This is a genomic window from Rubeoparvulum massiliense (assembly GCF_001049895.1).
GTDB classification, from domain to species: Bacteria; Bacillota; Bacilli; order Rubeoparvulales; family Rubeoparvulaceae; genus Rubeoparvulum; species Rubeoparvulum massiliense.
Window position 1 is genome coordinate 454729 of sequence record NZ_CVPE01000004.1, and the last position, 23028, is coordinate 477756.

Here is a 23028-nt window from a genome sequence, read left to right on the forward strand (position 1 = left end):
TATACATGAAGAGATGCAGAAAAGTCAATTAATGCCACTTACTGTCTGCGCCACTCCTCGAATAGCTTTTTTAGGTTTTCATCTAAAGGAATAGAGTTGCTAGGCTTTTTTGTTGATTCTTGTTGAACCTGGCCCTTAATCTGGCGCTTCAATTCTTGCCATTCAAGAAGCAATTCCCGTGCTGACTTACGAAGTGCCCCCTGAGCAAAAATTACACGCTGCTCTGTATAATCAGACGTGGCTACCACCACTTGGTTTCGTTTTGTTTTCAGTTGACCTGCCAGTCGCTCAATACACTCATCTGCTGTCTCATTCTCCCGTGTGTAGGCAACAGTGAGCGATGCATAGCGTTCCTTGCTACCAAGCCCCGAGACCTGGTGAGCATCAAAGGCGACGATCACCTTGGCCCCTGTGTAAGCTTGGTATTCTGATAGAATCTCTAGCAGCCGATCTCGGGCATCATCAAGATTCTTCTCTTTTAATTGAATCAGCTCTGGCCATGCACCGATGATATTATATCCATCTACCAACAAAATTTGGTCCATCTTTCTCACCAGTATCCACTAATTTAACGACAGGGGATTACGCTGCCGATATACTTCATACATGAGCAATGATGCAGCTACAGAGGCATTCAATGAAGTAACGCGACCTTCCATGGGGAGATGAACAAGATAATCACACTCTTCTCGTACGAGACGACTGATCCCTTTGCCTTCACTACCAATAATCAAGAGTGTTGGAAAGTCATACTTGAGCGTTCGGTAGTCTGAGCTACCTTCTGCATCTGTGCCAACAACCCAGTACCCTGCATCCTTCATGCTTTTGATTGTTTGAACAAGATTAGCAACGCGAATCACAGGGACATATTCAATGGCACCTGCAGAAGCTTTTGCCACTACCGATGTAAGGCCTACTGAACGGCGCTTCGGAATAATAATCCCATCCGCTCCAACTGCATCAGCTGTTCGTAGGATGGAGCCTAAATTGTGAGGATCTTCTAGACCATCGAGCATGATCAAGAATGGCAGCCCCGTCTTGGCTTTTGCATTGGCTAGTATGACATCCAATTCTGCATATTCATATGCTGCTACCGTTGCCACAACACCTTGATGAACCTCATCTGGAGCCCACTCATGAAGTCGTTTACGTGGAACATACTGCACCACAACGCCTTGTTCTTTCGCTAGCTGAAGAATGGGACCTAGTTGGCTAGAACGTAAGCCCTCTGCTAACCAGATTTTATCAATGGGGCGTCCTGCCCGAAGCGCTTCGATAACAGGATTTTTTCCGACAATAGTCTCGTTCTTCATTCGAATTCCTCCAACTTTATGATTCTTCAACCCCATGCTCAACGATATATAACGCTTGATCAATAATCTGCTGTAGTCGTTCACTATTCTCTGTTAAGTAAAGATACCCAATGAGCGCCTCAAAGGCAGTACTATGCCGATAAACGGTTACAGGTGTATTCTTAGGAACAGTGCCTGACTTCGCATTGCGTCCACGCTTCACAATCTGGATCTCTTCATCGGATAGACTAGGCATTAATTGATGAAGAATCGCCGCTTGTGCCTTCGCTGAAACATAATGCGTCGCATGCTGATGTAAGAGCTGAGGCTTACACTGTCCAAGGCAGATCAGATGTTGACGGACATACACCTCATAGATTGCATCACCCATGTAGGCCAATACTAATGCGTTCATTAATTCTGGATGTTCGACTTGCTCCATTTGCTTATTCATCTCTATTTCCTTCGCCACCTCACACCTTGTGGAGTATCTTCGAGGATAATATTCATCTGTGCTAGACGATCACGAATGTCATCCGCTTTTGCAAAGTCACGAGCCTTGCGGGCTTCATTCCGCTCGCGAATTAAGGCCTCAACCTCTTCCTCTAACAAGAGTTCATCTGTCTCGAAGTGAAAACCTAATATATTGCCCCATTGCGAGAACTGTGCAAGAATCGCTTCTAGTGTTCCCTGAAATACCACTTCTTGATCTAAGTAGTTGTTCACATCTTTCACCGCATCAAAGATCACAGAAATGGCGTCAGCTGTGTTGAAATCATCATCCATCTTCTCATAGAAACGCTTGCTCCATTCCTCAATCTTCATCTCCATCTCCGTACTATTTCCAGAAGTAGCTCCAGCCAAGCGTTCCTTCACCCTGCTCACAGACATTTCAATACGTTCCAATGAACGCGCTTGCTGTTCTAATAATTCCCCGCTAAATGTCAAGGGAGTACGGTAGTGTGCGGATAAGAGAAAGAAACGCAATACCTTGCCAGGATAGCTCTCCAATAGTTGGTGCACATTGATGGAGTTATTTAAGGACTTAGACATTTTTTCTGTACCCATATTTAGCATACCATTATGCATCCAATATTTGGCCATTGGTTTTCCTGTAAGGGATTCACTTTGGGCAATTTCATTCTCATGGTGTGGAAAGGTTAAGTCTGTTCCACCACCATGAATATCAATGGTCTCTCCTAAATAGCGTTTGGCCAGCGTTGAGCATTCAATATGCCAGCCAGGACGCCCCATCCCCCACGGGCTTTGCCAAGCGATCTCCCCGGTCTTCGCTTTCTTCCATAGTGCAAAATCCAGCGGATTCTCCTTACTTTCGTTCAGTTCTACACGTGCCCCTGCCTTTAACTCTTGAAGTGGTTGGTGCGAGAGCTTCCCGTATTCAGCAAAATGCTCTGTCCGGAAATAGACATCGCCATCCATCGCATAAGCATAACCCTTTTCAATCAGGCTATTAATGAACTGAATGATCTCTTCCACATGCTCTGTAACCTGAGGATAGTAATCGGCAGCCAGTATATTTAATTGCTTTGCATCCTCCAAAAATGCGGAAATATACTTCTTACTCAATTCAGGTACTGTTGCTCCTTCTTCTTCAGCACGGCGAATCAATTTATCATCTACATCGGTAAAGTTTTGAACATAGGTCACTTCATAGCCTCGATGCTTAAAATAACGCCTTACAACATCGAAGAACACAGCAGGCCGAGCATTACCAATATGAATATAATTATATACAGTTGGTCCACAGACATAGATGCTTACTTTACCGGCTTGGACAGGGACAAACTCTTCTTTGGTTCGAGTCATGGTATTATAAATTTTGATTGTCATCTTCTCGCTCCTTCCTCAAACTTGATTTCAACTCTTCTACTTCACGTTCTAATGCCCTGATCTTATTATGCAAGCTGTCACAAATTTCTGCTACAGGATCAGGCATATTTTGATGGTCAAAGGCGCGTACACGTACACCATCCTGCACCACAATACGACCTGGTATTCCTACGACGGTACAATTGGGTGGCACCTCTTTTAAGACAACGGCTCCTGCTCCAATTTTCACATCGTCACCGATTTTCATAGAGCCCAGGACTTTCGCTCCTGTAGCAACAATCACCCGATTCCCAATGGTTGGATGACGTTTGCCCTTTTCCTTCCCCGTCCCCCCTAAGGTGACTCCTTGGTAGAGAACGCAGTCATCGCCAATCTCGCATGTTTCGCCGATTACGACACCCATCCCATGGTCAATAAATAAGCGCTGGCCAATCTTGGCTGCAGGATGAATCTCAATTCCTGTTAAAAACCGAACCAGTTGTGAGACGATCCGTGCAAGTAAGAAAAGCTTCCACTTCCATAATGTATGGGATAATCGATATCCCCAAATCGCATGAAGTCCAGAATAGGTTAAAACTACCTCAAACTTGTTCCGAGCGGCCGGATCTTGATCTAGGACCGTTTGAACATCATTACGTAATGTTTGCCAAAACCTCATGCTCATCCCCCTTTTTTACTTACACCTGATGTTAGCCTTCATTTTCTCCAAACAAAAAGACATCGTCTACTCAGAGACGATGTCATCGTGGTTCCACTCTGTTTGAGAGGCTAGATTATATCATCCAAAAACATAATCTAACTCCTCATCTCAAGCCCTTTCACGCAGGGAATACGTCTGCTTCTACTGGGCAATACCTTTGGAAGCAGCAACTCTCAGGTGCATAATTCACTACTAGACGAGATGGCTTTCAGCCTTTGACCATCTTCTCTGTTACGTCCAGGTATGATGAATCTCTCCTGATCATCGTCTTTATGTTGATTCTATTTTCCATTATGCAAGTACTTCCTTATAATTATTCAATAATTGTTGCAGACGAGCAAGCACTTTTTCTTTTCCAAGCAAATAAAGTGAGGCATCAAGGTCTGGACCGTGAGTAAAGCCAGTACAAGCCACACGAATCGGCATGAACAATTTTTTACCCTTATAACCCGTCTCTTTTTGTACTGCCTTAATCGCTTGCTTAATGTTTGCAGGCTCATAGGCTTCAAGCTCTTTTAATTTCTCTGCAAATTTAGCGAGCACCTCTGGAACCTGTTCTTCCTTCAGAATCTCCTTCGCTTCCTCTCCATACTCGATGGCATCTGTAAAGAAGAGCTCAGATAACTCCACAATCTCAGCGCCATAACTCATCTGTTCTTGGTAAAGATCAATTAGTTGATGAGCCCATTCCTGCTGTTCTGCTGTCATCTTTTCTGGTAGTCGCTCAGCTTGAATGAGATGTGGTAGTGAAATCTCCACTACTTGATCAAGTTCTGCCTTCTTCATATATACATTATTCATCCACTGCATTTTTGTTTTATCAAAGATAGCAGGATGATTAGATAGCCTTGTTACATCGAAAAGTTGCACCAGCTCATCTAAACTGAAGATCTCCTCTTCACCTTCTGGTGACCAGCCTAAGAGAGCGATAAAGTTTAGGATTGCCTCAGGAAGATACCCCATCTCCTTGTACTGTTCAATAAATTGAATGATGGATTCGTCCCGTTTGCTTAACTTTTTCCGTTGTTCATTTAGGATGAGGGAAACATGTCCAAACTGAGGACGTGGAAATCCTAATGCATCATAAATTAGTAATTGCTTCGGTGTATTGGATAAGTGCTCTTCACCCCGAAATACATGGGTGATTTTCATCAAGGCATCATCAACAACCACATTGAAGTTGTAGGTAGGCATGCCATCTTTCTTCAAAATGACGAAGTCACCAATACCATCAGAATCAAACTTCACATGGCCACGGATCAAATCATCAAATTCTAGTTGAACACCTGCAGGTACACGGAAGCGAACAGAAGGCTTACGTCCTTCTGCTTCAAATTGTTTTCGCTCTTCATCCGTAAGGTGAGAACATCTGCCTGAATAACGTGGCATTTCACCTTTGGCCCGTTGTTGTTCCCGTTCTTCCTCTAATTCCTCTTCATTGCAATAGCAATAGTAAGCATGACCTGATTCAATTAATCTCTGTACATATTCTTGATAAATTGGTAATCGCTCTGAGCAACGATAAGGACCGTATTCTCCACCAATATCAACGCTTTCATCCCAGTCCAAGCCTAGCCACTTCAAGTATTGAAGCTGGTTCATATCACCACCTTCAACATTCCGTTTCATATCGGTATCTTCAATCCGAATAATAAACTCCCCACCATGGTGGCGAGCAAATAGATAATTGAATAATGCTGTTCTAGCGCCACCAATATGTAAGTGACCTGTAGGACTAGGTGCATAACGCACTCTTATTTTAGACATGGATGCCACTCCTTCTTTCTTACATCAAGTATTCTCCCATATATTTTTTAATTCTAGCACAAACTGAGCTGTTTGGCGTGCTTCTTTCCACAATTTACTCGGTTCTTGCTGTTAACAACACCACGGCCATCGAAGCAATTCCCTCGCCACGCCCTGTAAAACCTAATTTTTCTGTTGTCGTCGCCTTTACATTGATGTTTTCCTCATCAGACTGAAGCAACTGAGCAATCTGCGTCCGCATAGCAGGAATATATGGTGCCATTTTGGGTCGCTGGGCAATGATGGTAGCATCGAGATTCCCTAACAGATACCCTTGATCCTTAGCCATCTCCCAGACTTGCTTCAATAGAAACTTGCTATCCACATTGAGATACTGAGGATCCGTATCAGGAAAATGTGAACCGATATCCCCTTTTCCAAGTGCCCCTAGAATCGCATCGGTGATAGCATGGAGAAGAACATCAGCATCAGAATGACCTAATAAGCCTTTTTCATAAGGAACTTCGATTCCCCCAATAATACATGGCCGTTCATCCACTAATTGATGTACATCAAATCCTTGTCCAATTCTCATCTAGTTCCCCTCTCTCATCTGCATTTGTTGGATTAATCGATCTGCATACCATAGATCATCCGGTGTGGTCACCTTAATATTGGTATACTCCCCCATCACAATCTCAACAGGAACGCCTAACTGTTCTACCAAGGCTGCATCATCCGTTGCATAGAAGCCCCTTTCCATCGCTTTCTCATATGCTTCCAGTAAAAGATCCCGTCGAAACGCTTGAGGGGTTTGGATTGCATATAGGCTAGAACGAGGCAATGTCCCCGTAATCACTCCCGCCTTATTAACTTCCTTAATCGTGTCCTTTACAGGAACGCCTAATACAGCACCTTGGATCTCTTCCATACGCATACTTAAACGTTGTAAAGTCTCGACAGAAACAAAGGGTCTGGCACCATCATGAATAAAGACCACATCACACTGTGCGCTTAGTTTTTTTAGCCCTTGATATACGCTATCTTGTCGTTCTTCGCCACCAGAAACAAGCTGTATAGGGATGTTGCTCCCCATATCTCGAATAATCGTCTCTATCTCAGTTTGATCGTCAGGATGATAGACTACTACCACTTCCAAAAGATTGGGTGTCTTAAGCAATCGTTCTAAAGTATACATCAATATTGGCTTATGACGCAAAGGAAGCAGAACCTTGTTACGGTCTGCTCCCATACGTCTACCTCTCCCAGCTGCAACCACAATGACGCCAATCTGCACAAGCCTCTCTCCCATCAACACTATTGCAATTGCTTTTCTTTTTATAATGCTTTTTCGTATGCCTTAGGTTTTGCAAAAATCATCCGACCTGCAGACGTTTGCAAAACACTAGTGACAATGACATCGATATGTTTGCCAATATTATTACGGCCATCTTCAACTACAATCATGGTTCCATCATCCAAATAGGCAACGCCCTGTCCATCCTCTTTCCCATCCTTAATCACTTGAACATTCAGTTCTTCCCCTGGTAATACCACAGGTTTAACTGCATTGGCAAGATCATTGATATTGAGGACAGGAACACCTTGTAATTCACAGACCTTATTCAGGTTAAAGTCGTTTGTAACCACTTTTCCACCCAATACCTTCGCTAGCTTCACAAGTTTACTATCGACTTCAGCGATTTCTTCAAAGTCGCCTTCATAGATAATAACCTCAATGGGCAGTTCCTTTTGGATTTTATTTAAGATATCAAGACCACGTCTGCCTCGATTCCGTTTTAGTACATCAGACGAATCAGCGATATGCTGCAACTCCTCTAGGACAAAATGAGGAATAACAAGGACACCTTCTAAAAATCCAGTTTGGCAGATATCAGCGATACGCCCATCAATGATCACACTTGTGTCCAAGATTTTATGGTGATAGTCTTGCTGCACATTCTTTTCATGTTTGGATTTTTTTCCAAGGGAGAACAGCGAGATAATCTCTTCTTTCTTACGAAATCCCACCTGAAATCCTAAATAACCCAAGACAATGGCAAAGAGAATATCGAAATAGTTGCCCACTAAAGGGATTTTGTCGAGTGGTAGTAGCATAGTGATAACCAAGCCCATGATTAAGCCTACCATCCCGAAGACAAGGTCAGTTAAGGGCAATTTGACAATTCGTTCTTCCACCCATTGAATAAATTGAAGGATATAATTTGTAAGAATAAGTCCGATGACAAGAAAGATGAGCGCCCCACTTCCTGCGCCTACATAATTGGCGTACTCCTGTAGCCAACCAAGATTCCAAAAATCAAACATTGCAAATAAGCTTGAACCAAACTGATACCCAATGATCCCTCCAAGAATGATAAAGAAGAGTTGAATGACTCCTTTTAGCATCATGGTCACCTCCTTTTCTCAGTATTAACAATTGGCTAAATGCTAAACCTACTATTTGTATTTTTGTGAAAAAAAAACGCCTGAGGCGTATCAATCTTCCCCTAGTTCATCCACTAGTCGGTTAGCTTCATGAGCATCAATCTCTTTCGATAGAATCATCTCACTCACCAAGATTTGCTTTGCCTGCTCCAACATTTTTCTTTCACCTGTTGATAACCCTTTTTCTCGCTCTCGAACCATTAAATCTCGAACTACATGGGCAATATCGACTACATCGCCACCTTTTATTTTATCTAAATTGGCACGGAAACGTCGATTCCAAGTTTCACCAGTATCGACGGCTGCCTCACAGGCTAGAGCAAGTGCTTCATCTAACCCCTCTTCACTGATTACCTGTCGTAGTCCGATTTTTTCCACATTGGAACGCGGGATCATGACCTTAAGCTCGCCTACAGGTAGATGCATGATGTAATACTCATGAGTTTCTCCCAAAACCTCTTGCTTCTCAATGGACTCAATTACTCCGGCACCATGCATAGGATACACAACCTTGTCGCCCACCTTAAACAAACAAGCCACCCCTTTTACCATGATCATTTTCCAGAATATCACATAATATGGTGAATGTCAAATTTATTATGTTAGCATAATGTGACACAAATCGTCAACAACTATTTTCATATTTTATGACTTTTGTTAAATTTTTGATTGCTTTATCAATTATTCCTCGTTATAATGAAGTCACCATTAATAGTCAGACTATTTAAACAAATGTACCATTTATTCTGAATTTTTAGTTCGGGGGTGATCTTCATAAAAGAACAAAGTTATTCTACATTTCAATCTCAGGTGGCCGAGAATCTGTTCCGCCACAGTAGCATCCTAGATTTAATAACAAAGAATAACGAATCGCTTTCCCGTATTCAAAGAGCAATTGCACGAGCAGTAACAGAATGTGGCTGTATCACCATTCACGCATCAAAGCAGCAATTTCCCAACGGGAATTCCCTTGCAGCGCTTCCCAATTATTCAAGTTCACATCTGGATGGTTCTTTATGTGACCAGTGCTTGGATGTGATGAAGAATGAATTAGGTAACCATCTTTTCTACCTTAGTTCAATATGTAATGCTTTGAAGATCTCCATGGACCAAGTGATTAAAGAAGAATCTAGTCGACTCAGTACATTGGGTGTTTTTACTCTTCGTTAATATTGTTATCACCTTCTAACATGAATCATCTACCTATATAGACGAAACAGGGGAAAAAAAGTTACAAAAAGCCAATCATTAGATTGGCTTTTTGTATACTCGATTAATACCGATATGAAGTTTCCTCATCATCATCAGATTTATGACGTGCTCGACGAATGGCAATTAAGATATTCTTACTGATCCCATATACTGCATAGACAGCCAAAGGAATAAAGACAATCTTTGTAAACTCTTTTGGGAAAAACCAAGCTAAGATCCCTACTAATACCACGGTGACGGCAATGATCTGCAATGTATGCCGAGGCCAGCCTACTTTTTTAAAGTTGGGATACTTGATTTGGCTCACCATCAGAAAAGCCAAGAATAATGTGATTAACATGATGACAAATGGAGTAAAGGCTTGTGTATATAAAGCAAAGGTAGCTAGTGCACCACCAGCTGCTGTAATTGGCAAGCCGGTAAAATACCCCGGTGTCCCCGCATGAACATTAAAGCGAGCAAGCCGTAATGCTCCTGCCACTGGAAAGAGGCAGCTAACAGCCATTCCCATTACGCCATATTCATGCAATGAAGCCATGTAGATAATCGCTGCTGGTGCAATACCAAATGAAACAACGTCACAGAGTGAATCCAATTCTTTACCAAACTCTGAGGTCACACCGAGCCTACGTGCCACTCGTCCATCTAAACCATCTGTAAGCATGGCCAAAATAATAAGAAACGATGCAAAGGCTAGATTATTTTCTACATCATCAAGAATTAATAGGATGGCAAAAAAGCCGATTACCAAGTTCCCCACCGTTAACATATTGGGGATTATTTTTCTAATCACGGGATTTCACTCTCCCTATCACTGTTTTTCCAGATCGTACACGATCGCCTACAGAGATAACAACTTCGACATTCTGATTCACCCAAATCTGTGTACCAGATCCAAATTTAATCATCCCGATTTTATCAGCCGTATGGACGGATTGAACTGGTGTAACCCAGCTCACAATCCTTCGTGCCATCATACCTGCGATCTGAACAACCATTATCTTACCATACGCAGACTCAATACCAATATAATTTTTCTCATTTACCTGATGACTCTCTGGCTTTGTCGCAGAAATAAAACGTCCCTTTACATACTTCTGATAAACAATCTCTCCCTGAACAGGGCTGCGATTCACATGTACATCCAATGGAGAAAGGAAGATGCTAATGCAAGTCGCCTTTCCTTCCATAAATTCTGGATCTTCAATCTCCTGAATATCTGTCACCACACCGTCAGCAGCAGAGATCACAACTCCTTCAATCTCTTCAGGGTTCCTAGCTGGATCACGGAAAAAATAAAGGACAAAAAGTAATAATCCAATTGCAATCAATGAAAGCCATGGTTGAATAATAAATAAGATAATGCCCAATACTAGAATCACTAAAAGTGTTGGAATGCCTTCCTTTAACAATGCATGCCTCTTCATTCGCAGAGCTCCTTGTACTTTTCTATCGTTACCTCTACTTATACATATTATAATTTATTTAACAAGCATTGATAGGAAAAAATTTTCCTATGCCGTCTATAGGTGGCGATCGATGAAAACCTGTTCCTGAATGCGCTTCAAGCCTTCCTTGATCGCCCGAGCACGCACCTCGCCAATTCCTTCTACATCATCCAATTCTTCTATAGTGGCCAAAAGTATTCTAGAGAAATTTTGGAACCTGCCGATGAGATTATCTACAACACCATGAGGTAGCCGGGGAATTTTACTAACAATCCGATATCCTCGTGGTTGCACAGGTTCTTCTTGGAAATTCACACTGGAAGAATACCCCAAGACACGACAGATTAGCTGTGTTTCTAACAATTCATCAGGGGTGTATTTTTTTAATTCCTGAAGAATTTCCTCTGGATTGGCTTGAGGATCTTTGGAGTAATCATGGATTAGCATCACTGCATCATCTTCTACATTCGCTACCAATTCGTCCAACTGCATGCTGATAAGGCGACCTTCTGTCCCCAACTCATGAATATAGTTTTCAATCTCTCCCTTAATCCGTATCACCATCTCAATCCGTTGGATCACAAGAGCCACTTCTTGTAGAGTTACCAGCTCTTCATACTCCATGGCGCTTAAATTGGTTAAGGCTTGATCGAGGACACTCTTATATTTTTCTAGCGTTTGAATCGCTTGATTCGCTTTGGTCAAAATTACACCAATATCTTTCAATATATAGCGGAGATTCCCTTGATAGAGCGTAATCACATTTCGGCGTTGCGAGATGGAGATAACCAGTAATCCTGTCTGCTTCGCTACCCGCTCAGCAGAACGATGGCGAATTCCTGTTTCTGTAGCTGGAATGGAACTATCGGGATGAAGTTGTGTATTAGCATAAAGGATTTTTTTTGCATTAGAGCTCAGAATAATAGCACCATCCATTTTTGCCAATTCGTATAAATAGGATGGAGAAAAGTCACAATCAATACTAAATCCCCCATCGACAAGCTTCATCATCTCTTCCGTATTGCCTACAACGATAAGTCCTCCTGTTTTTGCTCGTAACACATTTTCCAGCCCTTCTCGTAGGGGGGTCCCAGGTGCTACCATGCGGAGGGACTGCTGAATAAAGTCTTCCTTTGTAAATTGGCGATCCATCTTGTTACCTCCCTAAGACGACCTCAAGTGCTTCTTGAACGGTGGATACTCCTTGTACTACGATATCTTTTGGCGGAGTCCATCCTTGTAGATTATTAACTGGAATAATAATTCGTTTAAAGCCTAGTTTCTTTGCTTCATGAACACGCTGCTCAATTCGTGATACAGCACGTACTTCTCCTGTTAATCCCACTTCTCCTACCACCACATCATTAGGCTGTGTAGGTTGATTGCGAAATGTAGATGCTAATGCAATTAGGATGGCCAAATCAATGGCTGGTTCATCTAAGCGTACACCGCCTGCCACATTCACAAAGGCGTCTTGATTACCCAGCATCATCCCCACTCTTTTTTCTAGTACTGCCATTAACATCGCTACACGTTGTGAATCCACCCCTGTGGTCATCCTTCGTGGTGAGCCATATGCTGTAGGTGATAGAAGCGCTTGAATTTCAACAAGTAAGGGTCTCGTCCCTTCAATGCTAGCTACTACAGTTGACCCCGCTACACCTACAGGCCGTTCCGATAAAAATAGTTTAGATGGATTTTGTACCTCCAAGAGTCCCTCTTCACGCATCTCATATATTCCTAATTCATTGGTGGAGCCAAAACGATTCTTCACCGCTCGAAGTATTCGATAGGTGTGATGTCTCTCTCCTTCAAAATAAAGAACTGTATCCACCATATGCTCTAACAAGCGCGGACCAGCAATATCTCCCTGCTTGGTAACGTGTCCTACAATAAAAGTAGCAATCCCTTGCTGCTTCGCCAGTCTCATTAAGATGGAGGTGCATTCTCGTACCTGTGAAACACTTCCGGGTGCAGAGGTCACCTCAGGATGAAAAATGGTTTGAATAGAATCGATCACGAGAATTTGTGGTGACATCTTCTCCACTTGACCAATGATCTCCAGTAGGTTGGTTTCAGGGAGCATATAGAGAGTAGGTGCACCAATTTGTAATCGTTTTGCCCGTAAGGAGATCTGTTTCACCGATTCCTCACCTGATACATAGAGGACATTAAAGCCCTGCGTAGCAAGTTGGTTTGAAAGCTGCAGTAGAATGGTGGACTTCCCAATGCCTGGATCCCCACCAACTAACACCAAAGATCCTGGTACAATTCCTCCTCCCAATACTCGATTAAACTCAACCATATGGGTATCGTAGCGCAGCTCTTCCTCATGCTGGATTTGCGTGATGGGCTGTGGCTCTACAGAGGAAGCACTTCTACTTGCATGACGATTGCCCCAGGCAGGTACATGATCCTCTATCTCTTCATGGAGTGTATTCCATTCATTGCAACCAGGGCATCGTCCCATCCATTTCGGTGATTCGTAGCCGCAATCTTGGCAAATAAATTTTGTTTTGATCTTCGCCATTATTCCACCTCTTAAAACTCATACACATAAACATACTATAGTCTTTTTTAGCTCGGATTGACAAGTTTTTCTACAGTATTTTACAGTTTTAAAAAAAGGATGGATGCTCAATTGGAGCACCCATCCTTTTTTATTCTTACAGCGTTTGAATCGCTTCATCTAATTTTTTGACCACTAATTTTCCATCCTTCACATGAATCTTTACTTTATCGCCTTGCTTGATTTCTCCTGCTAATAGCGCTTCAGATAGCATATCCTCAATATGGCGCTGAATAGCTCGACGTAATGGACGTGCGCCATAGCTTGGATCATAGCCTTCCTTCACAAGAAAATCCACAGCAGGCTCCGTCAATTCAAAATCGATGGCTTGCTCTTGTAGTCGCTTCCGTAGCTGTTCGGCCATCAATAGGGCAATCTTCTTAATATCTTGTTGTGTTAGTGGGTGAAACACAATGGTCTCATCAATCCGATTTAAAAATTCTGGCCGGAATGAACGCTTTAACTCGTTCATCACTTTATCCTTCATGTCTTCATAGCTCTTCTCACTATCAGAGGGAGTAAACCCTAGCGTGGAAGTACGACGAATGGTTTCTTGCCCTACATTGGATGTCATAATCAAGATGGTATTACGGAAGTCTACACGTCTCCCTTTGCCATCGGTAAGCTGTCCATCTTCAAGCACCTGTAATAGAATGTTGAATACCTCCGGGTGAGCTTTTTCAATCTCATCAAGTAGGACAACTGAATATGGCTTTCTCCGTACTTTTTCCGTCAATTGGCCACCTTCTTCATAGCCTACATAACCAGGAGGCGCCCCTACAAGTCGAGACGTGGTATGTTTTTCCATATATTCGGACATATCGATACGAATCATCGCGTCTTCATCACCGAACATGGCTTCTGCCAAAGCACGAGCTAATTCAGTCTTCCCTACACCTGTAGGGCCAAGGAAAATAAAGGAGCCAATCGGACGCTTCGGATCCTTCAAGCCCGCACGAGCTCTGCGAATAGCTCTCGCAATAGACTTTACAGCCTCCTCTTGACCAATCACACGTTGATGGAGGATTTCCTCCATTCTTAAGAGACGGTCGCTCTCCTCCATTTCCATTTTTCGTACAGGTATCCCTGTCCAATCTGCAACAATTTGGGCAATATCATCAGGAGTTACTTTCGACTGTGCTTGACCTTGCTTTTCCTTCCAGTCATTGTGTAGATCAAATAGTTCATCACGTAATTTCTGTTCACGATCACGAAGGCTCGCTGCTTTTTCAAACTCTTGACTTTGAACTGCAGCATCTTTCTCCTGTCTTACCTTCTCCAGTTCCTGTTCCATTTGTTTGAGGTTGGGTGGTGCTGTATAGGATTGTAGACGTACTTTAGAAGCCGCTTCATCCATCAAGTCAATGGCTTTGTCTGGCAGGAACCGATCGGGAATATAACGATCAGAGAGCTTAACTGCTTGCACAATGGATTCATCTGGAATTGTGACCCGATGGTGCGCTTCATAGCGATCCCGTAACCCTTTGAGGATCTCAATCGCCTCTTCCACAGTTGGCTGATCCACCATGATCGGTTGGAATCGACGCTCTAATGCTGCATCTTTTTCAATATATTTTTGATATTCATCTAAGGTAGTGGCTCCGATACATTGTAATTCCCCACGGGCTAGCGCAGGCTTAAGAATATTAGAAGCATCGATGGCCCCTTCAGCGCCACCTGCTCCAATCAAGGTATGCAGCTCGTCAATGAAGAGAATTACATTCCCTGCATTGCGAATCTCTTCCATGACCTTCTTTAAGCGATCTTCAAATTCACCACGATATTTCGTGCCTGCTACTAAACTCCCCATATCCATCATCATAACCCGTTTGTTTCGTAGGATTTCGGGGATCTCATTGGCGATGATCCGTTGTGCTAAGCCCTCAGCAATGGCTGTTTTCCCAACTCCAGGCTCACCGATTAATACAGGGTTATTCTTTGTCCGCCTGCTGAGGACTTGAATGACCCGTTCAATCTCTTTCGCTCTGCCAATAACCGGGTCCAAATTCCCCTCTTTTGCAACCTGTGTAAGATCCCTTGCAAGACTATCAAGGGTAGGGGTTGCTGTTTGTCCTGACATATTGTTACCTTGGGTCGGGGTGTTAATGACTTCATTATTACCGAGTAGCTGAAGCACTTGTTGGCGAGCACGTGATAGACTAACCCCAAGATTGGTTAGAACACGAGCAGCCACGCCTTCTCCTTCTCGAATTAACCCTAACAATAAGTGTTCCGTGCCAACATAGGTATGACCTAATTTACGAGCTTCATCAATGGATAGTTCAATCACTTTCTTGGCACGTGGTGTATAGTGAGGTGTTACATATTGATAATCCATCTCTGGGCCACGACCGATTAAATTCTCCACTTCATTTTGGATGGTTTCGAGATTTAAGCCCAATCCTAATAAGGCCTTCGCTGCAATCCCGTCACCTTCACGAACGAGACCTAGTAAAAAATGTTCTGTTCCAATTGCTTGATGATTAAGACGCTTAGCCTCTTCCTGTGCAAGAGCTAATACCTTTTGTGCTCTCTCTGTAAAACGACCATATAGCATCTCCTACACCTCCATACATTTTATCCTTATGTTCTCTATAGCTAACCCTGATTATTTAGATGGTCACGAACCATCTTTGCTCGGCGTTCATCCCGTTCATCTGGTGTTAAACTCTGTTGATAATATTGCTGAATGAAGCCAGGTTGTGTCATCACCATGAGTTCATTGAGAATGGTTGGTGAAGTATCCTTTATTAATCCTAAGTCGATCCCTAAACGTACATCAGACAGGCGTTCAGTCGCCTCTTTTGATTCCAGAATCCTCGAATATAATAGTACCCCAAATGAGCGAAATACTTTATCTTCTAAAGCGATCCGGTTGTGCTCTATCAACAGATTACGTGCTGTCCTTTCTTGATTAATTAATTGTAATGCTACACTATGCAAATTATTAATGATCTCTTCTTCAGAAAGTCCCAATGTGAGTTGATTCGATATTTGGAAAAGGTTTCCTTGCGCTTCACTTCCTTCTCCATAAATGCCTCGAGCTACAAGCCCTACCTGATTAATTGTTGCAAGGATTCGATTGATCTGATTAGTAATGACCAATGCAGGTAAATGAAGCATTACTGAAACACGAATACCAGTACCCATATTGGTTGGACAGCTTGTTTGATAGCCATATTTTTCATCAAAAGCATAGTCTAGCTCTTGCTCTAACAAATTATCCAATAGATTGGCAACTTCCCACGCTTGCTCCATTTGAAGCCCTGGCAACATACATTGTATTCGTAGATGATCTTCTTCATTAACCATAATGCTGATCTCTTCATGTTCACTGAGAACCACAGCACCTTCCTCAGATTCATTGGCAAGTTGTGGGCTGATTAAGTGCTTCTCTACAAGTACACGCCGCTCTAATGGAGATAGGCTATTCATCTTTAAAGTTTCCAATGTACCAAAGCGTTCTTTAATCCGCGATGATTGCACGGCATCCATAATCTCGTGAAGTACATGTTCCTTCATCTCTGTAGAAGCCATGATAGGGAATGGATATGATTTTAGGTTTCGTGCAAGACGGATACGGGTACTTATCACAATATCGTTCTCAGGTCCTTTTCCCTTCATCCATTCACTAAGTGCATTCTGTATGAATCGTTTTAAAGACATTGGAGTCCCCCCTTATTGCGCATCAAATTTCTGTTCTAGAACTTTGATCTGGTCGCGCAACACAGCTGCTTTTTCAAATTCCTCATTTCCGATTGCTTGTTGCAAAAGATATTTTAATTGCTGTAATTCACGCTTCTGCTTGAGATTTTGCCCTGACCGTTCCGGTACTTTTCCACTATGACGAGTGTTTCCTTGTATCCGCTTCACTAAGGGATCCAAGCGCTGGCTGAAGTAATGGTAGCATTCCGAACACCCAAAGCGGCCAATCTTCGTAAATTGCTGAAACGTGAGGCCACAGTTCTCACAACGTAGTCCTTGACGATTCACAGCTACTTTCTCTTCTGGTTTTATGAAATAATCCATATTATTCATCAGCCCAGCTAATAGCTGATGAATGGAAAAGCCCTGTTCTCCTCCTGAATAAGATTCACCATTTTCCTTTGCACATTGTTCACATAGGTGATACTCTGTCTTCTCTCCATTAACGATCTTCGTATAATGGAGTGTAGCCTGCCTAATTCCACATTGTTGGCAGATCACAGTGGGTCCCCCCTTTTTACTTGGTGAATAGTAAGACACTAATCATCGCTTTTAGAAGCTCTGCTCGTAGGTGATCGCGTATGGGAATCTCAAAGCGTAAAATCTCCTTTGAGGTTGCAGTCATCATTAAACGAGCTTCACGTTCAGTCAATATCTCTTCCTCAAAAAGCCGTTCAATAATGTCATAAGCTCCTTGTTGATTAATTTGATCGCCGATAAGATTAGCCATTTGTTGGTAGATATACGGTTCATTCTCTATTTTTACCTTTCGAATTCGGATATATCCTCCACCACCTCGCTTGCTCTCAACAATATATCCTTTTTCTATAGTGAAACGTGTCTGTATCACGTAATTAATCTGTGAAGGAACACAGTTAAACTTACTAGCGATATCGTTACGTTGGATCTCTAAGAAACCATCACTTTCATGAAGAATCTCTTTAATATATGTTTCAACAAGGTCTGAAATATTAGCCACGTTTTGACCCAACTCCTTTCTAGATGTGGGAGATTGGAGGTTGAACTTTGCTCTCACTTATCCTCCCCACCTTAGCCTGTTCCATGAAGAGACTGACTTTGACTTTCTTTGACTATAATTATTATACACATCCTATTTTATTTTGCCAAGTCACACTTTGGATTTGATTACCTATTTTCATCAGCGCAGCGTGTATGGGTATCAGGATTGAATGATTTCAAGTATTTCAGTGATTGATTGCAAATAGTAATCTGCCCCTGCTAGCTCAGCTGGAGAGGAGAATCCATATGTACATGCAGCCACTTGAAAGCCATTTAATTTACCAGCTTCTACATCAGAATGACGATCTCCTACCATTATCCCGTAGGTGAATCGGTATTTATTCTTTAGTACCCTAACTAACTCCACCTTGGATGCTGTTCCAAATTTACCCGCAGTATAGATTTCCTGAATATATGGATGTAGCTGGAATGTAGTACACACCGCCTGTACATAGCTATCTTGGCCATTACTAGCAACAAAGATTGGATATCCTGCTTCATGAAGCATTGCTAACACATGAATTGTCCCCGGATATAGTTGAACCTTACCCTTTTGTAGTATCTCCAACTCTGCTGATGTCAAAAGCTGTTCTGCTCGCTCTTTAATACCATTTTGATCCACGCCAGAGCCAAATAAAATCGCCCATATCTCATCAAGCGTTTTCCCTAGACAATGAAGGATCGTCTCTCTCTTAGGTACATCACCAAGGATGTAGCCTTCCTGCCGTAAGCCTTCCCACATTTGTTCAAACGCTGGAATCGCCAATTGATCGGTCTGTAGAAGTGTGCCATCCATATCAAAAATAACAGCATACTGTTTCATTCTTTTTTCTCCCTTCAAAGAACTTTCATCAGTAATCTTTACATTAACATATCATCGTTCTTGTCAATTTTCTAGGGATTAGGGTCAGTCTTCCGACCAGCACATATAAGCGGAAGGTGAAACGCAAAAGGAGCCATTCCGCTCATGGGAATGGCTCCTGCTCTTTGATGCTATGTATGGATAATAAAAACTGCCTGGCAACGACCTACTCTCCCAGGACCCTGCGGTCCAAGTACCCTCGGCGTGAGAAGGCTTAACGGTCGTGTTCGGGATGGGAACGCGTGTGACCCTTCTGCAATCATCACCAGACAGCTTATATCAATTCCTTTGTCTCGCCCTCCTACAACAAGTTGCCGTGTCGGGCTCTGACAAACGAATAGATACCAAGTTATTGAAGAAATTCGGAGGAACCTTCGGTTCCTTACCTTAGAAAGCTTCCATGAGATACCTTCAACAACACTTCACGAAGGTACTGAGCGTATTTCATTTTGCCTTGAGCGACTTTGCAACCTTCGGTTGCCGTAAGCGAAAGGCATATGAAATAGCTCTTACAANAGAGAAGTTCATTCTCTCAAAACTGAAGACGAAATGAATTGTATCACATTCACGATCCATAATAAAGTGAAATATTTGGTTAAGCCCTCGATCGATTAGTATCCGTCAGCTCCATGCATTGCTGCACTTCCACACCGGACCTATCTACCTCCTCATCTCGGAGGGATCTTACTCACTTAATGTGATGGGAAATCTCATCTTGAGGGGGGCTTCGCGCTTAGATGCCTTCAGCGCTTATCCCTGCCACACATAGCTACCCAGCGATGCTCCTGGCGGAACAACTGGTACACCAGCGGTGTGTCCATCCCGGTCCTCTCGTACTAAGGACAGCTCCTCTCAAATTTCCTACGCCCACGACAGATAGGGACCGAACTGTCTCACGACGTTCTGAACCCAGCTCGCGTACCGCTTTAATGGGCGAACAGCCCAACCCTTGGGACCTACTACAGCCCCAGGATGCGATGAGCCGACATCGAGGTGCCAAACCTCCCCGTCGATGTGGACTCTTGGGGGAGATAAGCCTGTTATCCCCAGGGTAGCTTTTATCCGTTGAGCGATGGCCCTTCCACGCAGTGCCACCGGATCACTAAGCCCGACTTTCGTCCCTGCTCGACTTGTAGGTCTCGCAGTCAAGCTCCCTTCTGCCTTTACACTCTACGAATGATTTCCAACCATTCTGAGGGAACCTTTGGGCGCCTCCGTTACCTTTTAGGAGGCGACCGCCCCAGTCAAACTGCCCACCTGACACTGTTCCCCAGCCGGATCACGGCTGTGGGTTAGAATTCCGATCCGATCAGGGTGGTATCCCACCAACGCCTCCACCGAACCTGGCGGTCCGGCTTCTTAGGCTCCCACCTATCCTGTACAAATCGAACCAGAATCCAATATCAAGCTACAGTAAAGCTCCATGGGGTCTTTCCGTCTTGTCGCGGGTAACCAGCATCTTCACTGGTATTACGATTTCACCGAGTCTCTTGCCGAGACAGTGCCCAAATCGTTACGCCTTTCGTGCGGGTCGGAACTTACCCGACAAGGAATTTCGCTACCTTAGGACCGTTATAGTTACGGCCGCCGTTTACTGGGGCTTCGGTTCAAAGCTTCGCTTGCGCTAACCCATCCCCTTAACCTTCCAGCACCGGGCAGGCGTCAGCCCCTATACATCGCCTTACGGCTTAGCAGAGACCTGTGTTTTTGCTAAACAGTCGCTTGGGCCTATTCTCTGCGGCCTCCTCAGGCTTTAACACCCTACCGAGGCACCCCTTCTCCCGAAGTTACGGGGTCATTTTGCCGAGTTCCTTAGCAAGAGTTCTCTCGCGCGCCTTAGGATTTTCTCCTCACCTACCTGTGTCGGTTTGCGGTACGGGCACCTCATTCCTCACTAGAGACTTTTCTTGGCAGTGTGAAATCAGGGACTTCGGTACTGTAATTTCCCTCGCCATCACCGCCTGGCCTGATGGTGAACGGATTTGCCTATTCACCAGCCTCACGGCTTGGACGCACATATCCAGCAGTGCGCTCTCCCTATCCTCCTGCGTCATCCCATTGCTCAAACGGAATGGAGGTGGTACAGGAATTTCAACCTGTTGTCCATCGCCTACGCTTGTCAGCCTCGGCTTAGGTCCCGACTTACCCTGAGAGGACGAGCCTTCCTCAGGAAACCTTAGGTTTTCGGCGGAGGGGATTCTCACCCCTCTTTTCGCTACTTACACCGGCATTCTCACTTCTAAGCGCTCCACATGTCCTCACGGTCATGCTTCAATGCCCTTAGAACGCTCCCCTACCACTGACACCGTTAGGTGTCAATCCATAGCTTCGGTGATACGTTTAGCCCCGGTACATTTTCGGCGCAGAGTCACTCGACCAGTGAGCTATTACGCACTCTTTAAATGGTGGCTGCTTCTAAGCCAACATCCTGGTTGTCTGAGCAACTCCACATCCTTTCCCACTTAACGTATACTTGGGGACCTTAGCTGATGGTCTGGGCTGTTTCCCTTTTGACCATGGATCTTATCACTCATAGTCTGACTCCTGAAGATAAGTAGCCGGCATTCGGAGTTTGACTGAAGTTGGTAGTCCGTGGAGGACCCCGCGTCCAATCAGTGCTCTACCTCCGGTACTCTGACTTCAAGGCTAGCCCTAAAGCTATTTCGGGGAGAACCAGCTATCTCCGAGTTCGATTGGAATTTCTCCGCTACCCACACCTCATCCCCGCAGTTTTCAACCTGCGTGGGTTCGGGCCTCCATTCAGTGTTACCTGAACTTCACCCTGGACATGGGTAGATCACTCGGTTTCGGGTCTACAACCCCATACTTAACGCCCTATTCAGACTCGCTTTCGCTGCGGCTCCGCATCTCCTGCTTAACCTTGCATGGAATCGTAACTCGCCGGTTCATTCTACAAAAGGCACGCCGTCACACTTCATAAACGTGCTCCGACTGCTTGTAAGCACACGGTTTCAGGTTCTTTTTCACTCCCCTTCCGGGGTGCTTTTCACCTTTCCCTCACGGTACTGGTTCACTATCGGTTGCTAGGGAGTATTTAGCCTTGGGAGGTGGTCCTCCCGGATTCCGACGGGATTTCTCGTGTCCCGCCGTACTCAGGATCCGTCTCGGAGAGACGAGGATTTTAGCTACGTGGCTGTCACACCCTATGGCCGGCCTTTCCAGACCTGTTCGCCTATCCTCATCTTTTCTCACTCCATGTGAGACGTCCTACAACCCCGAAAGGTAAACCTTTCGGTTTGGGCTGTTTCCGTTTCGCTCGCCGCTACTCAGGAAATCGCTGTTGCTTTCTCTTCCTCAGGGTACTTAGATGTTTCAGTTCCCCTGGTCTGCCTCCATTCACCCTATGAATTCAGGTGAAGGTCCCTTCCCATTACGGAAGGTGGGTTCCCCCATTCGGAAATCCCCGGGTCAGCGTCTACTTACGACTCGCCGAGGCATATCGGTGTTCGTCCCGTCCTTCATCGGCTCCTAGCACCTAGGCATCCACCGTGCGCCCTTAGTAGCTTAACCATATTTCTTATGGCGCTCGTGTGAATCGTTCATTTCGTCATTCAGTTTTCAAAGAACAACAATCTTAGATTTTATTTATCTCGTGCTCCTGCAACCGGAGGTTGCGGTGTCGCACTCCGATAAACAAAATCAAGACGGGCATAAAACCCTTGAGGAACCTTCGGTTCCTTACCTTCCAAGGCATTGAAGCACTTCGCGAAGGTATTCAGCTCATTTCATTGGGTCTTGAGCGACTTTGCAACCTTCGGTTGCCAGAAGCGAAAGGCCAAGGAAATGAGATGACTTATATCTGAGTTTTGGTGGAGCTAAGCGGGATCGAACCGCTGACCTCCTGCTTGCAAGGCAGGCGCTCTCCCAGCTGAGCTATAGCCCCATTAAGGATTGAAAGAGGTTGGAGTAGTGTGAATAATCAAACTTTTAATCGCTAACCTCAAGAATATGGTGGGCCCAAGTGGACTCGAACCACCGACCTCACGCTTATCAGGCGTGCGCTCTAACCAGCTGAGCTATGGGCCCTTATTTCCTTATTAATTAGTATTGATGATCAAAAAACACTTTACGAAGATATTCAGCTCATTTTGTTTAGTCTTAAGCGACTTTGCAACCTTCGGTTGCTAGAAGCGAAAGGCCAAGGAAATGAGATG

The 23028-nt window shown here is 44.1% G+C and carries 19 protein-coding genes, 2 tRNA genes and 2 rRNA genes; all 23 read right to left on the minus strand.

Annotation, left to right across the window (positions count from 1 at the left end):
* Window positions 1-38: 38 nt before the first annotated feature.
* Complete coding sequence (locus BN1691_RS04885) at window positions 39-545, minus strand: NYN domain-containing protein (RefSeq protein ID WP_048601082.1); 507 nt, start codon at window positions 543-545, stop codon at window positions 39-41.
* A gap of 18 nt (window positions 546-563) precedes the next feature.
* A complete protein-coding gene (gene rlmB, locus BN1691_RS04890; protein ID WP_048601083.1) occupies window positions 564-1313 on the minus strand; it encodes a 23S rRNA (guanosine(2251)-2'-O)-methyltransferase RlmB in 750 nt (249 codons plus the stop codon).
* A 16-nt stretch (window positions 1314-1329) separates the two neighbouring features.
* Window positions 1330-1746 carry a Mini-ribonuclease 3 gene (locus BN1691_RS04895; protein WP_076850104.1) on the minus strand — a complete coding sequence of 139 codons (417 nt, stop codon included), beginning with the start codon at window positions 1744-1746 and terminating at the stop codon, window positions 1330-1332.
* Between the two features lie 2 nt (window positions 1747-1748).
* Window positions 1749-3143, minus strand: a complete 1395-nt coding sequence (gene cysS, locus BN1691_RS04900) for a cysteine--tRNA ligase (protein ID WP_048601084.1) — start codon at window positions 3141-3143, stop codon at window positions 1749-1751.
* A complete protein-coding gene (cysE, locus tag BN1691_RS04905) occupies window positions 3124-3801 on the minus strand; it encodes a serine O-acetyltransferase (protein ID WP_048601085.1) in 678 nt (225 codons plus the stop codon). Before cysE ends, cysS begins: the two co-directional genes overlap by 20 nt.
* Before the next feature lie 333 nt (window positions 3802-4134).
* Window positions 4135-5610: a glutamate--tRNA ligase gene (gltX, locus tag BN1691_RS04910; RefSeq protein ID WP_048601086.1), complete on the minus strand. Its 1476-nt coding sequence runs from the start codon at window positions 5608-5610 to the stop codon at window positions 4135-4137.
* Between the two features lie 94 nt (window positions 5611-5704).
* Window positions 5705-6184: a 2-C-methyl-D-erythritol 2,4-cyclodiphosphate synthase gene (gene ispF / locus BN1691_RS04915; RefSeq protein ID WP_048601087.1), complete on the minus strand. Its 480-nt coding sequence runs from the start codon at window positions 6182-6184 to the stop codon at window positions 5705-5707.
* Window positions 6185-6886 carry a 2-C-methyl-D-erythritol 4-phosphate cytidylyltransferase gene (gene ispD / locus BN1691_RS04920; RefSeq protein ID WP_048601088.1) on the minus strand — a complete coding sequence of 234 codons (702 nt, stop codon included), beginning with the start codon at window positions 6884-6886 and terminating at the stop codon, window positions 6185-6187.
* A gap of 41 nt (window positions 6887-6927) precedes the next feature.
* Window positions 6928-7998 carry a PIN/TRAM domain-containing protein gene (locus tag BN1691_RS04925; protein ID WP_048601089.1) on the minus strand — a complete coding sequence of 357 codons (1071 nt, stop codon included), beginning with the start codon at window positions 7996-7998 and terminating at the stop codon, window positions 6928-6930.
* Between the two features lie 90 nt (window positions 7999-8088).
* The gene (locus BN1691_RS04930; protein WP_231638350.1) at window positions 8089-8559 is read right to left on the minus strand and encodes a CarD family transcriptional regulator; all 471 of its coding nucleotides are present in this window, start codon (window positions 8557-8559) and stop codon (window positions 8089-8091) included.
* Between the two features lie 751 nt (window positions 8560-9310).
* On the minus strand, window positions 9311-10042 hold the full coding sequence (pssA, locus tag BN1691_RS04935) for a CDP-diacylglycerol--serine O-phosphatidyltransferase (RefSeq protein WP_147545643.1): 732 nt from the start codon (window positions 10040-10042) through the stop codon (window positions 9311-9313).
* On the minus strand, window positions 10035-10676 hold the full coding sequence (locus BN1691_RS04940; protein WP_048601092.1) for a phosphatidylserine decarboxylase: 642 nt from the start codon (window positions 10674-10676) through the stop codon (window positions 10035-10037). Before BN1691_RS04940 ends, pssA begins: the two co-directional genes overlap by 8 nt.
* Window positions 10677-10772: 96 nt before the next feature.
* A complete protein-coding gene (disA, locus tag BN1691_RS04945; protein WP_048601093.1) occupies window positions 10773-11849 on the minus strand; it encodes a DNA integrity scanning diadenylate cyclase DisA in 1077 nt (358 codons plus the stop codon).
* Window positions 11850-11853: 4 nt separating this feature from the next.
* Window positions 11854-13227 (minus strand): DNA repair protein RadA, encoded by a 1374-nt coding sequence (gene radA, locus BN1691_RS04950; RefSeq protein ID WP_048601094.1) that lies wholly within the window; start codon window positions 13225-13227, stop codon window positions 11854-11856.
* Between the two features lie 136 nt (window positions 13228-13363).
* Window positions 13364-15823 (minus strand): ATP-dependent Clp protease ATP-binding subunit, encoded by a 2460-nt coding sequence (locus BN1691_RS04955; protein ID WP_048601095.1) that lies wholly within the window; start codon window positions 15821-15823, stop codon window positions 13364-13366.
* A gap of 41 nt (window positions 15824-15864) precedes the next feature.
* A complete protein-coding gene (locus BN1691_RS04960) occupies window positions 15865-16932 on the minus strand; it encodes a protein-arginine kinase McsB (RefSeq protein ID WP_048601096.1) in 1068 nt (355 codons plus the stop codon).
* Between the two features lie 12 nt (window positions 16933-16944).
* The gene (locus BN1691_RS04965) at window positions 16945-17472 is read right to left on the minus strand and encodes a protein-arginine kinase activator protein McsA (RefSeq protein ID WP_048601097.1); all 528 of its coding nucleotides are present in this window, start codon (window positions 17470-17472) and stop codon (window positions 16945-16947) included.
* Between the two features lie 16 nt (window positions 17473-17488).
* Window positions 17489-17950 (minus strand): CtsR family transcriptional regulator, encoded by a 462-nt coding sequence (locus BN1691_RS04970; protein ID WP_048601098.1) that lies wholly within the window; start codon window positions 17948-17950, stop codon window positions 17489-17491.
* Window positions 17951-18151: 201 nt separating this feature from the next.
* Window positions 18152-18814, minus strand: a complete 663-nt coding sequence (locus BN1691_RS04975) for an HAD family hydrolase (RefSeq protein ID WP_048601099.1) — start codon at window positions 18812-18814, stop codon at window positions 18152-18154.
* Window positions 18815-19006: 192 nt separating this feature from the next.
* A 5S ribosomal RNA gene (gene rrf, locus BN1691_RS04980) occupies window positions 19007-19123 on the minus strand.
* Between the two features lie 321 nt (window positions 19124-19444).
* Window positions 19445-22384: ribosomal RNA gene (locus BN1691_RS04985) — 23S ribosomal RNA — on the minus strand.
* Between the two features lie 297 nt (window positions 22385-22681).
* Window positions 22682-22757: transfer RNA gene (locus tag BN1691_RS04990), tRNA-Ala, on the minus strand.
* A gap of 66 nt (window positions 22758-22823) precedes the next feature.
* Window positions 22824-22900: transfer RNA gene (locus tag BN1691_RS04995), tRNA-Ile, on the minus strand.
* Window positions 22901-23028: the final 128 nt, after the last annotated feature.

Coding starts and splice junctions, on each gene's coding strand:
- cysS (WP_048601084.1), bottom strand. CDS start 3,143: ATGACAATCAAAATTTATAATACCATGACTCGAACCAAAGAAGAGTTT.
- BN1691_RS04975 (WP_048601099.1), bottom strand. CDS start 18,814: ATGAAACAGTATGCTGTTATTTTTGATATGGATGGCACACTTCTACAG.
- BN1691_RS04885 (WP_048601082.1), bottom strand. CDS start 545: ATGGACCAAATTTTGTTGGTAGATGGATATAATATCATCGGTGCATGG.
- radA (WP_048601094.1), bottom strand. CDS start 13,227: ATGGCGAAGATCAAAACAAAATTTATTTGCCAAGATTGCGGCTACGAA.
- BN1691_RS04895 (WP_076850104.1), bottom strand. CDS start 1,746: ATGAATAAGCAAATGGAGCAAGTCGAACATCCAGAATTAATGAACGCA.
- BN1691_RS04940 (WP_048601092.1), bottom strand. CDS start 10,676: ATGAAGAGGCATGCATTGTTAAAGGAAGGCATTCCAACACTTTTAGTG.
- cysE (WP_048601085.1), bottom strand. CDS start 3,801: ATGAGGTTTTGGCAAACATTACGTAATGATGTTCAAACGGTCCTAGAT.
- BN1691_RS04960 (WP_048601096.1), bottom strand. CDS start 16,932: ATGTCTTTAAAACGATTCATACAGAATGCACTTAGTGAATGGATGAAG.
- rlmB (WP_048601083.1), bottom strand. CDS start 1,313: ATGAAGAACGAGACTATTGTCGGAAAAAATCCTGTTATCGAAGCGCTT.
- BN1691_RS04925 (WP_048601089.1), bottom strand. CDS start 7,998: ATGCTAAAAGGAGTCATTCAACTCTTCTTTATCATTCTTGGAGGGATC.
- ispF (WP_048601087.1), bottom strand. CDS start 6,184: ATGAGAATTGGACAAGGATTTGATGTACATCAATTAGTGGATGAACGG.
- BN1691_RS04955 (WP_048601095.1), bottom strand. CDS start 15,823: ATGCTATATGGTCGTTTTACAGAGAGAGCACAAAAGGTATTAGCTCTT.
- gltX (WP_048601086.1), bottom strand. CDS start 5,610: ATGTCTAAAATAAGAGTGCGTTATGCACCTAGTCCTACAGGTCACTTA.
- disA (WP_048601093.1), bottom strand. CDS start 11,849: ATGGATCGCCAATTTACAAAGGAAGACTTTATTCAGCAGTCCCTCCGC.